We start from the raw sequence: 14,498 nt of genomic DNA on the forward strand, positions 1-14,498 counted from the left end.
AAACAAATGGAAATTTCCGCCCGAAACGGCTCCTCACCACAACATGTACTTGACAAGCAATACAGCTTCCTGCACAAAGATTTGAAAAAATCACTGATTTGTTGATTTTCCCTTACAAGCGTAAATGGGGTATGTTCAGAAAAAATCATGTACAACTTTTGGTGAAGAGCCTCCGAAACAATTCACAAAAAATTTAGCACACTCTTCAGAAAAGAGGGAAAAGGCTTTCTGAAAGAATGTACAAGAAACGGTGTTTTGTTTTCGCAGAAAAATTCCATGGGCAGCGCACTTTGCCCTCCACCCGGGGATGAAAATCACACGTCAGTCCTGCATTTTCACAAAAAACATATTTTTACATAAAATACTAATATTAACTCAAAAAATATCCCTGCTTACTATGCCGTTATGCCTCTTAAAACCCCTTCACAAAAACATTTCGGTTGAAAAAAACAAAAAATTCTTTTATTCTAAATTTTATACAACCAAATAATCAGTTCACGCAACAGGTGGTTCACACATGTGGTGAACCTTAAAAGGGAAGTTTGGTGAAAATCCAACACGGTCGCGCCACTGTGATGCAGAGCTGTTTATCACAATCCACTGTTTCATTTGAAATGGGAAGGAGATAAACAGCGATGAAGCTAAGTCAGGAGACCTGCCTGTTGTATGCACTTTCGACCTACGCGTCATAGGGAGGAGTGAGGACATATGATATTGAGGCACTTCACGTATCTCAATACAAGCTAGTTATACCCTCCTTCCGTTGGAAGAGGGTTTTTTGCTTGATTGGGATCAAATAACTGGAGGTGCTTCCACATGTTCATCCGCAGTTCAAATGTAGGGTATCCACGCATTGGGGAGAAAAGAGAATGGAAAAAGACGTTAGAATCGTTTTGGAATGGGCAGATCACCAAAGAACAATGCACCAAAATGATGGAAGCGATTCGACTTGATTCGATTCGTAAACAGATGGAGAAAGGAATCGATCTCATTCCAATTGGAGATTTTTCTTTATACGATCACGTATTAGATACAGCATTCATGTTTGGATATATTCCAGAGCAATTTCAACAAATAGACGATACACTTGAGCAATATTTTGCGATGGCACGCGGGACAAATGGGCAACATGCGCTTGAAATGACGAAATGGTTTAATACAAATTACCATTACATCGTGCCTGAAATTGGACAAACAAAGCCAAGATTAGTGGAGAATCGCCTATTGAAAGAATACAACCTTGTAAAAGAAACATTCGATTTAGAAACAAAACCTGTGTTGCTTGGACCGATTACGTTTCTTTTGCTTTCTAAGCAATACGATCGACACGAGTGGCGCAAACATCTCGCACGATTAGTTCCTGTTTATGTAGAATTATTCAAACAACTAAGCGAAGCGGGCGTGTCATTCGTCCAAATCGATGAACCGATTCTCGTCCAAGATATAGACGATGACATCGTCGATGCATTTCGTGATGTATATGAAGTTTTTCATCGCGGTGTACCAAATATAAACCTTATTTTACAAACATATTTTGATAGCGTGTCGCATTATCGTGAAATCGTTGCTTTACCTGTCGCAGGCATTGGGCTTGACTTTGTACATGATAATGGCGAAAACATGAAAAACATAAACACCTATGGATTTCCGAAAGATAAAATATTAGTTGCTGGGATTGTAGATGGCCGCAATGTATGGAAAAGTTCGCTTGCCCAAAAAGCGACGCTCCTTCACCATCTAGCAAACGTTGCTGAACAACTGATCATTCAACCGTCTTGCAGCTTACTGCACGTCCCTGTCACGACAAAACACGAACATTCACTGCCGCCGGAGCTCGCTGGGGCTTTATCATTTGCCGATGAAAAATTAGATGAAATACGTATGCTGACAGAATATATGAAAGGAAACACAACAATCGACAAGCTAATCCAATACGACGAACAAACAAACAGTAATTTAGCCAAGTTCCGCAAACAACAAGAACAAATAAACGAGATCACAGCCGTTCCGGTAAGCCGAACACCTTACAGCAAACGACGAAAGATACAACAATCACATTTGCAACTCCCGCTGTTGCCGACAACGACAATCGGCAGCTTCCCGCAGACGAGCGACGTGCGTCAAGCTCGGATGAAGTGGAAAAAAGGGGAATGGAACGATCATCAATATAAGTCCTTTATAAAGAAAGAAATCGCAAAATGGATCGACATTCAAGAGCAACTGCAGCTCGACGTGCTTGTCCATGGGGAATTTGAGCGCACAGATATGGTAGAATTTTTCGGTGAAAAGCTGCAAGGCATGGCATGCACGACAAACGGCTGGGTACAATCGTATGGATCACGTTGTGTTCGCCCGCCCATTATTTTTAGCCATGTGTCCTACCAACAACCGATGACCGTAGAAGAAACGGTATATGCCCAGTCGCTGACCCATAAACCTGTCAAAGGCATGCTGACAGGCCCTGTAACCATGTTAAACTGGTCGTTCGTTCGCGACGACATTCCACGAAAACATGTGCTGACACAGCTCGCCTTGGCCATTCGTGAAGAAGTGTTGCGCTTGGAAGCGAAAGGCATACGCATCATTCAAGTCGATGAACCAGCATTGCGGGAAGGATTGCCATTGAAAAAGGAAAAACACGCATCCTATTGGGAAGATGCCGTTATGGCGTTTCGTCTTGCTACCTCATCAGTGAAAGAGGAAACGCAAATTCATACCCATATGTGCTATTCACAGTTTGAACAGATGATGCATGTCATCGATAAACTTGATGCCGACGTCATTTCCATTGAATCATCGCGAAGCCATGGTGAGCTTATTGCTGCATTTGAAACATATGAGTACAAAAAAGAAATCGGCTTAGGGGTTTATGACATTCACAGCCCACGCATTCCGACAAAAAAAGAAATAAGCGAACAAATCGAGCGAGCGCTTCGCGTCCTTCGTCCAGAACAATTTTGGGTCAATCCCGATTGCGGATTAAAAACGCGAAAAGAAAAGGAAGCAATTGCCGCACTCAAAGCGATGGTGGAAGCCGCGCGCGAATACCGGGAGCGACTTTTGGCTTGCGGAGGGAAACCGTCATGGAAGTAAACGTCGAGCAATCAAAAACGATTCAAATGCGGCTCGTTTTGCCTTCTGATACGAACCATCTTGGCACGATTTTTGGCGGCACCGTTTTAGCGTATATTGATGAAATTGCAGCAATATCCGCCATGCGCCATGCACGAAAAGCGGTCGTCACCGTTTCGATCGACAAAGTTGATTTCATTTCGTCCGCGAAAGTAGGCGATATTTTAAAACTTGAAGCATTCGTCTACTCGACTGGACGCACATCCATGAAGGTATTCGTCAAAGTCGAAACAGAAGATTTATTTACAGGCGAACATCACTTGACCACTACATGCTTTTTGACGATGGTCGCCATCGATCAAAACAAAAAACCGACGCCTGTTCCAAAAGTCATCATTAGCGAACAGGAGGAACAAATCGTACAACTGTATCAGCAAAACAATAAGGTATAAATATTTATACCCCAGACTGTTGAAAAACGATTTTGTCAAGGACAAAATCGTTTTTTTTTTTGGCTCTTCACCACAACATGTACTTGACAAGCAATACGGTTTCCTGCACAAAGATGTGCAAAAATCACGGATTTGTTGATTTTCCCTCACAAGCGTAAATAGGGTATGTTCAGAAAAAATCAAGTACAACTTTTGGTGAAGAGCCTTTATGGTAAAATAGAAAATAGAAGTCCATAACCAAAGGGAGGAATGGCCATGTCCCGCGCACAACAATGGGTGCAATATTTCCTTTCGCACCGCCGTGTCACGCTGGAACTGATCCACAAAATCGACGAAGCGCATTATGATTACAAACCGACGCCGACCTCGATGACAGCGAAGCAGCTGGCGACGCATATGCTGTTCAGCTTCTACAATTTCGCTAATACGGCAAAACACGGCGATCCATCGCTGTTCCGGCAAAAAATCGAGGAGCCGGAGACGAATTTGGCCAAGCTGGCGGAAACATATACGGAAAAAACGAGGCAGCTCATCGAATCGATGAGCGATGACGACTTCGACCGGACGCTCGATTTAACATCGATTTTCGGCATTCAAATTCCAGCCAAGCAGTTGTTGCAAATGGCAATGGATCACGAAATTCATCATAAAGGCCAGCTGTTCGTCTACGTCCGCGGCATGGGGCATACGGACTTACCGCTGTTTGTGAAACGCGGTTAATCTTCCCCATTTTTGTTTCATCTAACTAAACGAGAAGCTTCTCCGTGAAAATAACAAAAAAGCCGGCTAAGAAACCCCTAGCCGGCTTTTCCTTTTTGGTTGAGGCGATTTAGTCAATCGAGCAGCTTCCGTCTGCGCACATTCCGCCTTCACCCGCCAACGACCGCAACGGGGAAGCTTGTTGTTCTTCCTCCCATACTTTCTCTAGCGCCCGCCGGAACACGTCAACCGGCTGGGCCCCCGAAATCGCATACTTCCCATTCAGCACGAAAAACGGCACGCCGCGGACGCCCAACGCCGCTGCTTCTTCCTCATCGCGGCGCACCTCTTTCGTATAACGACCACTTGCCAACACCTCCTCAGCTTCCGCCCGGTCAAGCCCGGTTGCTTCGGCGATCGCAAGCAGCACATCGCGGTCGCTGATTCGCTTTGACTCCGTGAAATATGCATAAAACAGCCGTTCCACCATTTCATTCAGCTTCCCTTTTTCCTTGGCATAATGAGCCAAACGGTGGGCGTCAAACGTATTCGTCGGCTTCATCGTCTCAAAGCGGAATGTCAATCCGACCGCTTCCGCCTGCCTGCCGATATCGGCATTGGCCCGCTTCGCTTCCTCGATTGAAATGCCGTATTTGTTAGCAATGATTTCGTGAATCGTCAATGGCGTTTCTTTTTTCGCATTCGGATCCAATTCAAAGCTGCGAAATACAACCTCAACATCTTCTCGGTGCGGAAACTGTTCAAGCGCCTGTTCCAAGCGACGTTTGCCGATATAGCAAAACGGGCAGACAAAATCGGACCATACTTCAATTTTCACGGCCATATCCTCCTCTACTTTTGACGCGCTTCCCCTCCATTGTAGCCCATTGCCGGTCGAATGGCTAACGAAAGGCATGGGGACGGACCCGCCCGCATACATTGTACTACCATGCTGTTGGGACAAGGAGGACAAAAACCGATGCATTCTCACGAACTAGGCGCCTTTCTATTGCGGATTGTCACCGGATTCATCTTTTTCGCCCATGGGTGGGTGAAATGGCAACGGGGGCTTGAGGCGGCAGCGGATTCGTTTGTTGCTATGGGCCTTCCCGGCTGGCTCGCCTACATCGTGACGATCATAGAGCTTGCTGGCGGCTGGGCGATGATGCTTGGCCTTGGCACACGCCCGATCGCCGCGGCATTTGCCGTCATCATGGTCGGGGCCATCGCCACGGCGAAAGTCGACGCCGGTTTGCTCGGCAACGGCCGGGAAACGGGCTATGAATTCAATCTCGCCTTGCTCGCTATGTCCGTATATTTGTGGCTGAACGGCAGCCGGCTTTGGTCGTTAGACACGGTTATCGGGCGGCCGCGGGGCTAAGTAGGCACAAAAACGGGTGTCCCTCACAGCGGGACACCTTTTTCTTGCTTAATAAGGCTGAATAAGACTGGACAAATCTTGTCCTTGCTTGTCGGTACGCTGCTTCATCCTTTTTCCACTGTCAGCTTGACGACGCGCTCGCCGATGGCCCGAATCAACTCCGGCGGCATCGGGAAACTGATCGCAGCCGGGTCAGATGCCACCGCTGGAATCGTCGCCGCGAATTGTTCTTCCGTCATCGGATAGTCGGCAAAATCAGCCGGCAGCCCGATGTCATCGCGCAATTGGCGAATTCGCTCAATGGACTTTACCAACAGCGCTTCATTGCCTTGACCGTGATCATAAATGCCAAGCGCTTGAGCCAACAGCTTCGCTTTCGGCAAATACAATTCCGGAATCGCTTCCATCACGACTGGCAAAAAGACGGCGTTCGCCAAGCCATGTGGAATGCGAAACATCGCTCCGTACGCATGGGCGAAATTGTGCACCGGAATGGCGTTTAACGCAAAGCTGAACGCGGTGATGCCAAGCAAGCTCGCATGCAGCATCTCCAAGCGGGCGCGGATGTCCCCGCCGTCACGAACCGCCTCCGGCAAGTAGTCACGAATCAAACGGATCGCCTGCAAGGCGCATGCATCGGTGAGCGCGGTCGCCATCGGCGAGGCGAGCGCTTCAATGGCATGGGTGAGCGCGTCCATGCCGGTAAACGCCGTCACCTTCGGGGGAAGCCCTACCGTTAAATCAGGATCCAAAACGGCCACATCAGCATTGATAAACGGATTGATGATGTTCGTTTTCAAGCGCAGCTCTTCATTATAAATGACTGCGATCGGCGATACTTCCGACCCCGTGCCGGCCGTCGTCGGGATGGCGATGTGCGGAATCGGCATGAATTGCGCCTGCGGGAACGACTCGTACCGCAGCCCGCCTGGAATCGCCTCTTTAATGTCACGCAACCCTTTAAACAGGGCGTATTTCACCCCTTTGGCCGTATCGAGCACGCTGCCGCCGCCGACCGCCAACAAGGCGTCAGCTCCGATCTCGCGCGCATAGCGCACCGCTTCATTGACGCATTCGCTCTCCGCATCTTGGCGAATATCTAAAAAGATGCCGGCCAGCTCCGGTCCAACGCCGCGCGTTGTCAGCCGAAACAGATCGGCCACTTTCTCCACGACCCCAGCCTGCTCGAGTCCTCGGTCGGAAAGCAATAGCACCCGCTTAGCACCCAGCCCGCGGAACAAGTCCGGCACGAGCGCGCGGGCGTTCGATCCGGTGTAAATGGCGGTGCGCAGCCAAAAGTTCGCTAACGTCGTCATGTTCCTTCGTCCCCCTTTACTTTTTCATCATAGCGTGCAGGCGGGAAAACAGCACTTGATACCATTTCCGCTTTTCAAGCTCCGGCACCATTGATGTGTGCACATGCTTCAGCTGCGTGTAAGCATCAAGCGAATATTTGCCCATCTCGCGCCCGATGCCGCTTTGCTTGTAGCCGCCAAACGGCGCGTCATTGCGCAGCATATGCCAGTCATTGATCCAGACGACCCCAGCCTGCAGACGCCCGGCGATGGCGTACGCCTTGTTGACGTCGCGCGTCCAGACGCCGGCCGCCAGCCCGTAGATCGTATCGTTGGCCATCGCCACTGCCTCTTCCACGTCATGATAGCGGATGATCGACAACACTGGACCGAAAATCTCTTCTTGGGCGATTTTCATGTCATTCGTGACATTCGAAAAAATCGTCGGCGCGACAAAATGGCCGCCTTCACAGCCGGGCACTTCGACTTCATGACCTCCGCATACAATGGTCGCACCTTCTTGCTTGCCGGCTTCAATATAGGAGAGCACTGTCTCTTTTTGCCGCTTGGAGATAACCGGCCCGACGTCGGTCGCCGGATCGAGCGGATGGCCGATTTGCAGCGTCTTCGTCAGGGCGACAAGCCGCTCGACCACTTCATCATGGAGCCGTTCAGGCACAAACAGCCTTGTTCCCGATTCGCACAACTGACCAGAGTGCAAAAAGACGCCAAACAAACTGCCGGGAACGGCAAGGTCCAAATCCGCATCTTCGAGCAAAATGTTCGGCGACTTGCCGCCAAGCTCAAGCGTAACGTTTTTCACCGTTTCCGCCGCAACGCCATAATGCGGCGGCCGACTTCCGTCGAACCGGTGAACGCCACCTTGTCAACTTGCGGATGGCGGACAAGCGCCTCCCCGACATCGGCGCCGGGACCAGCCACCACGTTGATGACCCCCGGCGGCACGAAGGACGAAATGATTTCCGCCAGCTTCAGTGTCGACAGCGGTGTGTAGCTCGCCGGTTTCACGACGATCGTATTGCCCGCTGCCAGCGCCGGGGCGATTTTCCACGACGCGATCATGAGCGGCAAGTTCCATGGTGTGATCGCCGCGCAAACCCCGATCGGCTCGCGCCAAACAAAGTTATGCGCCGGTCCGGGAAACGGCGGAATCGGCAGTGTTTCCGAAAACGGGTACTCTTGGACGATGTTTGCCATCGTTTGGAATAGATCGACCGTCTGCAAAATATCGATCGAGCTGATGCGCCGGATCGTCCCTCCGCTTGAGATTGCTTCCAAATAGGCGAGCTCTTGAGCGTTGGCGGCAATGGCTTGGGCGATCGCATTCAGCACGCGCGCCCGTTCTTTCGGTTTCATCGCCTTCCATCGGTCTCGTCAAACGCCTTGCGCGCCGCCTTCACCGCCCGGTCAACATCATCCGCTGTCGCCTTCGCGACAGTCGCCACCACCTCTCCGGTCGCCGGATTGTATACGTGAAACGTTTCCCCGCTCGTTGCCGGCTGCCATTGGCCGTCAATGAAGAGTGGAAAATGATGCACTTGCACATGAGTGGTCATGACGATTTCTCCCTTCCTTGTTTTCGACTCTCAACCTCTAGCCAACGTTTTCGCTTTCCTCAAGACCGAACAGCTCGTCAAACGGTTTCTCCTGCGCTTTTTTCAACACTTCCATCCTCGCTGCCAGTTGGCGGGCGGTGAAATTCATGATGTCGGCATGGTGATCGGGGCCGAACATCGAATCGTGGGCCGCCGCTTCCAACCGCTTGGCCTTTTGGTAAAGCCGAAATGGGAACGAATCTTCCTGCAGCCCGCGGCTGCCTGTTGTAACCAACGGCTCGGCCCGCCGCACGGTCACCACTCCTTTTCCATTTTTCTTGAAATGTCGGCTGGTGTTGTACTTCTGGATAGATGAACGCGGGGACAACCAATCAATGTAAAGGCTTACAAATAGGCTGTTGCGACAATAGGCGGGTTGCTGGCAAAAAGGCAGGTTGTAAAAATGACCAAAATGTTATGAATAGTCAATCATTTCCCCTCATTCTAGCAACCTTCCCTTTCTTTCGTCAACAAAAAGCGAATGACATTTTCCGACAATAACGGTGAAAAAACACCGCCTGCTGTCAGCAGACGGCGTTTCGGTCAGACCCGCACTTTTCCGTATTCTCTCCGCAGTTCGCTCGCAATGATGTTGCGCTGGATTTCCGAGGTGCCTTCGTAAATTTTCGTAATGCGGGCATCGCGGAAGTAACGTTCGATCGGGTAATCTTTCATGTAGCCGAGGCCGCCGTGGATTTGCACGGCCATGTCAGCGATTTTGTTGTACACTTCCGAGCCGAACAGTTTGGCGATGGCCGCTTCTTTGACGACGCGCATCTTTTGGTCGACCATCCAGGCGACGCGGTAGACGGTCGAACGCAGCACTTCGATCAACATGCTCATTTCCGCCAGCATATGCTGGATCGCTTGCTGCTCGATAATCGGCTTGCCGAACTGTTCACGCTGTTCGGCGTATTCCATGCAGTATTCCAAGAGGCGGATGCACGAGCCGAGGTTGCGCGCGGCAAGACCAGCACGGCCGTTCGCTAAAATCTTCAAGGCGTTGACATACCCTTCGCCTTCTCTCCCGAGCACGTTTTCGGCCGGCACTTCCAAGTTGTCAAAAAACAGCTCAGCCGAATGCGATCCGCGCAGCCCCATTTTCCGCTCGACTTTTCCGACGATAAAGCCGGGAAAATCTTTTTCTACGATAAAGGACGTGATGCCTTTCGGGCCTTTCGACGGATGGGTGACGGCCATCACCGTAAACACGTGGGCGTCAATGGCGTTTGTAATGTAATGCTTCGAACCGTTGATGATGTAGCGGTCGCCTTTGCGGACGGCGGTCGTTTTGATCGCAGCGGCGTTTGATCCGGCGCTGGGCTCAGTGAGAGCAAAAGCGCCGATCCATTCGCCCGTCGCCATCTTTGGCAAATAGCGCTGCTTTTGTTCTTCCGTGCCGAGCTCAACGATGCCGACGGTGCCGATGCCGGTATGGGCGCCGATTAACGTCGTATAGCCGTTATGCGTTTTGCCGAGCTCTTCGTAAATGGCGCATTTGCCGACCATTGACAAACCGAGGCCTCCGTACTCTTCCGGAATGCTTAATCCAAACAGCCCCATTTCTTTCGACTTTTCAATGATATCTTGCGGAATCTGGTCATTTTCCTCAATATCCATCGCCACCGGTTCGACAACTTCTCTCACAAATTTGCGGACGTTTTCTTTTAAAAATTCAATCTCGGCTGGCAGCGTGAAATCCATCTTCTTCCCCTCCCCATGATTGAATTCCATATTTTTGCGCCTTGCGCACGAGTGTCGACGCATCGACACCAAGCAGTTTCGCAGCCCGCCGATACGTCTTCGCCTTGTGAAGCGCCTTGATGATCAGCTGGCGCTCGACCTCAGCCGTTGCCTGTTTGAGCGGGATGATCTCTCCGACCGCCACCGGGCTCGCAGCTGGCTCCGGTTCAAGGTGGAGCCATTTCGCCACTTGGTGTTCGTCAATGACTGGGGAAACGGCGGTCACAAACATACGTTCTACAGCATTAACGAGCTCTCGAACGTTGCCGGGCCAGTGATAGTCCATCATCGCCGCCAGCGCCCCATCGGTAAACACGAGCGGCTTTTGATACTTTTCCGCAAACCGCTTTCGGTAATGGTCAACCAAGAGCGGGATGTCTTCTTTCCGGTCGCGCAGCGGCGGAATGGCAATCGGCATCACGTTCAGCCGGTAAAACAAATCAGCGCGAAACCGCCCAGCGGCAACAAGCTCCTCAAGCGGCTTGTTCGTCGCGGCGATGACACGCACATCGATCCGCTTCGGCGCCTCCGCCCCCAACCTCATGATTTCCATCGACTGCAACACGCGAAGGAGCTTCACTTGCAAGTGAAGCGGAATTTCACTGATTTCATCCAGAAAAATCGTCCCGCCATCCGCCTGCTCGAAATAGCCTTTTTTCCCTTTCTTCGCCGCTCCGGTGAACGCCCCCGGCTCGTAGCCGAACAGTTCAGACTCCATCAACGTCTCGGGGATCGCCCCGCAATTCACTTTCACAAACGGTCGGGCGCGGCGGGCGCTTTGTTTCCAAATGTAGTTCGCCAATTCCTCTTTCCCGGTGCCCGACTCTCCGGTCAACAACAACGTCACATCGACAGCCGCCGCTTGGCGGGCGATATTGACAACATGCGCCATCGCTGGAGCGCGATAAATGAGATGATCTTCTTCCTGACGGTCCAACATATGAAGGAGCCGTTTCGTCTCCTCCAGTTCCGAGCGCAGCTGTTCCATCTCGGTCATATCTTTGACGTAGAGAACAACCCGCTCTGCCCGCCCATCTTCCTCGATGATCGGCACCGCGGAAACGATCCAAATATTTCCTGTTTCCGTCCCCTGATGAAGCATCGAACAGGGCTGACGTCCATCAAGCGCCTGTCGAACGACCCGGTCAAGCGAGGCAGTCACCCGCTCTTGCTCCGTTCCTAGAAACAGCGCATCCCATTTTTTGTTTCGCCGCGTGATCATTCCACTGCGGTCCGTGATAGCGATGCCGTCGCTGGATGCCTCCATCACCGTTTGCAATTCATTGACGATGCGCTTGACGGTCTCAAGTTCGTTGGAGATAAATTCAATCTCGGAAATGTCTTGAAACACCCCGACCGCCCCAACGACCTTCCCCTCGTCGATAATTGGCGAGCGGTTTGTAATATAGACACGCTTGCCGACGCGGTATTTTTCCGTATGCCCTTTGCCGGTGCGCACGACCTCGAGCAAGCCAGACGGGATCACGACATCGGTCAAAAACTTGCCGATGGCTTCTTCTTTCGTCGTCCGCGCCATTTTCTCAGCCGGTGGATTGATCGATGTAATCCGCCCTTTTGCGTCGATCGATAAAATGCCGTTATGGGCGGCGTTGAAAATGGCATCCAAATGTTTTAAGCGGAGTTGTGCCACCTTCGCATATGCCGTCAAATGCTGCTCTTTCGTCAACACACCGACAAGGCGTCCGCTCTCATCGACAACGGGCCGGAGCGGACCGCCGCCAAACTCGATCGCTTCCACACGGTCGTGAATGGAAAGCGGCGGCAGCGACGGGCGCATCACCTCACGCACAGTTGTTTTCCCTTGGGCAAGACCGAACAACACGTCTTTGACCGCCACCACGCCGACGATTTCCTCACTGCAACGGCATACGACCATCCCATCAAGTCCATATTCAACGAATGTCCGAGCCGCTTCATCAAGGGAATCGCTTTCAAAAATTACTGCCTTTGTCTTCACCATGATGTCTCCGACCATCATTGCCATTTCCTCTCCCACCGTTCCGCCTTATTTTCTACTCAAGCAATTTTTGTGCCAAAAAAGTTCCCGCTATTCAGAAAAAACAAACCCCTAGAAGGCTGGTGAAAAACAACGGATTCGCTCGGTTTGTGAGAAATCGTAAGGAAGGAGGTTATGGTGTTGCAAGGTTTTTCAATTTGAGAAACACTGTTGGAGAGCAGCATTTCCCCTTAAATCACCAACCTTCTAAAATTCATCTTACTTGATCGCTTGTTGCCAAACAACAACATATTGTTGTAAGTTTGCAACAAACAGAACGAATTTGTTGCAGTTCTACCGTTATTCAGCTAAAAATGTTGTTATTTCGCAACACTCATTAGTCACTTCTTTGCAACTAAAATTGATTCCCATTTTCAAAAAATCATTGTTTTTTTCATTGGATGCGCTATAATAATATTGATATTGATTCTCATTTTCTTGATCCGGAAGGAGGTGGCCTCATGGTCCGCCTATACGCCGAGGAGTTGACCGTCCGCTACGATGACCGGACGATTTTCGAACGCTTATCCGTCCGCATTCCCGACCGACAAATCACAGCCATTATTGGACCAAACGGATGCGGAAAATCGACGCTGCTCAAGACGTTGACGCGCATCATTTCCCCGCAGTCCGGCGCCGTCATTTTGGACGGCCGGGCCATTTCGCAACAGCCAACGAAAGAACTGGCGAAAAAAATAGCTATTTTGCCGCAGACGCCGGAAGCGACAAGCGGATTGACCGTCGCTGAGCTCGTCTCGTACGGCCGCTTCCCTTATCAAAGAGGATGGGGCCGCCTAACGAAACAAGATTACGAAGCAATCGACTGGGCGCTTGCCGTAACGAAAACAGCCGATTTGAAACACCGGCCGGTTGACGCCCTCTCCGGCGGACAGCGGCAGCGCGTCTGGATCGCCATGGCGCTCGCTCAAGAGACGGACATCATCTTTTTGGACGAACCGACGACGTATTTGGACATCGCCCACCAGCTCGAGGTGCTCGAGCTGCTTGAACGGCTGAACAAAGAAGAAGGGCGGACAATTGTGATGGTGCTCCATGACATTAACCAAGCGGCGCGGTTTTCCGACTATGTGATCGCCATGAAGGCGGGCACGATCGTCAAAGCCGGGCCGAGCGAAGACGTCATTTGCCGCGATGTGCTTCGCGACGTGTTTGGCATTGACGCTGACATCGGCCGCGACCCGCGGACGAACAAACCGATTTGCTTCACTTATCAACTGCTTAGGGAGGCTTGATTCGTCATGAGGAAAACATGGCTTTCCTTGTTGCTTCTTTTTATTCTTGTGTTAAGCGCGTGCGGCAACACAGCGGACGACAACAAGAACAACAGCGCTTCACCAAAAGAAAAAAAGCCGGAAATGATTACATACCAATCGGAAAACGGACCGGTGGAAGTACCGGCTGATCCGAAACGCGTCGTCGTCTTATCGACGTTTGCCGGCCATGTGCTTGCCTTAGGCGTTCCCGTCGTCGGTGTGGATTCGTGGTCAAAAATGAGCCCGCTCTTTCAGGACAAACTGAAAGACGCACAAGTGGTGACAGACGAAGACATTGAAAAAATTATGGCGTTAAAACCGGACTTAATTATCGGATTATCCAATACGAAAAACGTCGATAAATTAAGCAAAATCGCCCCGACCGTCACGTTTACATACGGAAAGGTCGATTATTTAACACAGTTTCTAGAGATTGGTAAACTATTAAATAAAGAAAAAGAAGCGAAAGCATGGATTGACGACTTCAAACAACGGGCGCAACAAGCCGGGGAAGAAATCCGGGCGAAAATTGGCGAAAACGCAACGGTCACCGTAGCCGAAAACTTTGATAAGCAGCTGTATGTGTTCGGCAACAATTGGGCGCGCGGCACAGAAATTTTGTATCAAGAAATGAAGCTGAAAATGCCAAAAGCGGTCGAAGAGCAGGCGCTCAAACCGGGCTACTATGCCGTTTCCCTTGAAGCGCTGCCGCAGTTTGTCGGCGATTACCTCATCTTAAGCAAAAACGGCGACGGCGATACATCGTTTATGGAAACGAACACGTTTAAAAACATCCCTGCTGTCAAAAACGGCCGTATGTTCGTCGCTGATGCCAAGGCGTTTTATTTCAATGACCCGATTACGTTAGACTACCAGCTCGATTTCTTTAAAAAGCATTTTTTAGGCCAATAATGACGAGACGGGGCGTTCACGGACAGTGAATGTCCCG

At 50.7% G+C, this 14,498-nt stretch carries 11 protein-coding genes, 1 pseudogene and 1 riboswitch; of the genes and pseudogenes, 6 read left to right on the forward strand and 6 right to left on the reverse strand.

Annotation, left to right across the window (positions count from 1 at the left end; all coding sequences use genetic code 11):
* Nucleotides 1-487 precede the first annotated feature (487 nt).
* A riboswitch (cobalamin riboswitch) is annotated at nt 488-677 on the forward strand.
* A 139-nt stretch (nt 678-816) separates the two neighbouring features.
* The 3 genes from metE to ACVX3G_RS01655 all read left to right on the forward strand — a co-directional run bounded on the left by metE (nt 817) and on the right by ACVX3G_RS01655 (nt 4,244).
* The gene (gene metE / locus ACVX3G_RS01645; protein WP_014194657.1) at nt 817-3,093 is read left to right on the forward strand and encodes a 5-methyltetrahydropteroyltriglutamate--homocysteine S-methyltransferase; all 2,277 of its coding nucleotides are present in this window, start codon (nt 817-819) and stop codon (nt 3,091-3,093) included.
* Nucleotides 3,084-3,524 carry an acyl-CoA thioesterase gene (locus ACVX3G_RS01650; RefSeq protein ID WP_014194656.1) on the forward strand — a complete coding sequence of 147 codons (441 nt, stop codon included), beginning with the start codon at nt 3,084-3,086 and terminating at the stop codon, nt 3,522-3,524. Before metE ends, ACVX3G_RS01650 begins: the two co-directional genes overlap by 10 nt.
* 255 nt (nt 3,525-3,779) lie before the next feature.
* Nucleotides 3,780-4,244 carry a DinB family protein gene (locus ACVX3G_RS01655; RefSeq protein WP_014194655.1) on the forward strand — a complete coding sequence of 155 codons (465 nt, stop codon included), beginning with the start codon at nt 3,780-3,782 and terminating at the stop codon, nt 4,242-4,244.
* A gap of 109 nt (nt 4,245-4,353) precedes the next feature.
* On the opposite strand, the gene ACVX3G_RS01660 is transcribed toward ACVX3G_RS01655, so the two are convergent.
* Nucleotides 4,354-5,061 (reverse strand): DsbA family oxidoreductase, encoded by a 708-nt coding sequence (locus ACVX3G_RS01660; protein WP_033012510.1) that lies wholly within the window; start codon nt 5,059-5,061, stop codon nt 4,354-4,356.
* 141 nt (nt 5,062-5,202) lie between these two features.
* Between ACVX3G_RS01660 and ACVX3G_RS01665 the strand changes: the two genes are divergently transcribed.
* Entirely contained in the window at nt 5,203-5,604 is a 402-nt protein-coding gene (locus tag ACVX3G_RS01665) for a DoxX family protein (protein ID WP_011229711.1), read from the forward strand.
* Between the two features lie 104 nt (nt 5,605-5,708).
* Here the strand turns inward: ACVX3G_RS01665 and ACVX3G_RS01670 are convergent, their stop codons facing one another.
* From ACVX3G_RS01670 to ACVX3G_RS01690, 5 genes and pseudogenes are all read right to left on the reverse strand, one after another.
* Complete coding sequence (locus ACVX3G_RS01670) at nt 5,709-6,920, reverse strand: iron-containing alcohol dehydrogenase (RefSeq protein WP_014194653.1); 1,212 nt, start codon at nt 6,918-6,920, stop codon at nt 5,709-5,711.
* 16 nt (nt 6,921-6,936) lie between these two features.
* Nucleotides 6,937-8,476: pseudogene (locus tag ACVX3G_RS01675) on the reverse strand (aldehyde dehydrogenase family protein).
* A gap of 37 nt (nt 8,477-8,513) precedes the next feature.
* Entirely contained in the window at nt 8,514-8,768 is a 255-nt protein-coding gene (locus ACVX3G_RS01680) for a hypothetical protein (protein ID WP_014194651.1), read from the reverse strand.
* A 290-nt stretch (nt 8,769-9,058) separates the two neighbouring features.
* Complete coding sequence (locus tag ACVX3G_RS01685; protein ID WP_014194650.1) at nt 9,059-10,219, reverse strand: acyl-CoA dehydrogenase family protein; 1,161 nt, start codon at nt 10,217-10,219, stop codon at nt 9,059-9,061.
* Complete coding sequence (locus tag ACVX3G_RS01690; RefSeq protein WP_041470242.1) at nt 10,191-12,263, reverse strand: sigma-54-dependent Fis family transcriptional regulator; 2,073 nt, start codon at nt 12,261-12,263, stop codon at nt 10,191-10,193. Before ACVX3G_RS01690 ends, ACVX3G_RS01685 begins: the two co-directional genes overlap by 29 nt.
* 473 nt (nt 12,264-12,736) lie before the next feature.
* On the opposite strand from ACVX3G_RS01690, the gene ACVX3G_RS01695 reads away from it, so the two are divergent.
* Nucleotides 12,737-13,528, forward strand: coding sequence for an ABC transporter ATP-binding protein (locus ACVX3G_RS01695; protein WP_011229704.1), 792 nt, complete (start codon nt 12,737-12,739; stop codon nt 13,526-13,528).
* 6 nt (nt 13,529-13,534) lie between these two features.
* Nucleotides 13,535-14,461, forward strand: a complete 927-nt coding sequence (locus tag ACVX3G_RS01700) for an iron-hydroxamate ABC transporter substrate-binding protein (protein WP_014194647.1) — start codon at nt 13,535-13,537, stop codon at nt 14,459-14,461.
* The last annotated feature ends 37 nt before the right edge of the window (nt 14,462-14,498 follow it).

The organism is Geobacillus sp. PLS 41 (assembly GCF_056494105.1).

Bases quoted from the DNA above. Each gene is read 5' to 3' on its own strand.
- metE (WP_014194657.1), top strand. From the start codon at position 817: ATGTTCATCCGCAGTTCAAATGTAGGGTATCCACGCATTGGGGAGAAA.
- ACVX3G_RS01650 (WP_014194656.1), top strand. From the start codon at position 3,084: ATGGAAGTAAACGTCGAGCAATCAAAAACGATTCAAATGCGGCTCGTT.
- ACVX3G_RS01655 (WP_014194655.1), top strand. From the start codon at position 3,780: ATGTCCCGCGCACAACAATGGGTGCAATATTTCCTTTCGCACCGCCGT.
- ACVX3G_RS01665 (WP_011229711.1), top strand. From the start codon at position 5,203: ATGCATTCTCACGAACTAGGCGCCTTTCTATTGCGGATTGTCACCGGA.
- ACVX3G_RS01670 (WP_014194653.1), bottom strand. From the start codon at position 6,920: ATGACGACGTTAGCGAACTTTTGGCTGCGCACCGCCATTTACACCGGA.
- ACVX3G_RS01685 (WP_014194650.1), bottom strand. From the start codon at position 10,219: ATGGATTTCACGCTGCCAGCCGAGATTGAATTTTTAAAAGAAAACGTC.
- ACVX3G_RS01690 (WP_041470242.1), bottom strand. From the start codon at position 12,263: ATGGCAATGATGGTCGGAGACATCATGGTGAAGACAAAGGCAGTAATT.
- ACVX3G_RS01695 (WP_011229704.1), top strand. From the start codon at position 12,737: ATGGTCCGCCTATACGCCGAGGAGTTGACCGTCCGCTACGATGACCGG.
- ACVX3G_RS01700 (WP_014194647.1), top strand. From the start codon at position 13,535: ATGAGGAAAACATGGCTTTCCTTGTTGCTTCTTTTTATTCTTGTGTTA.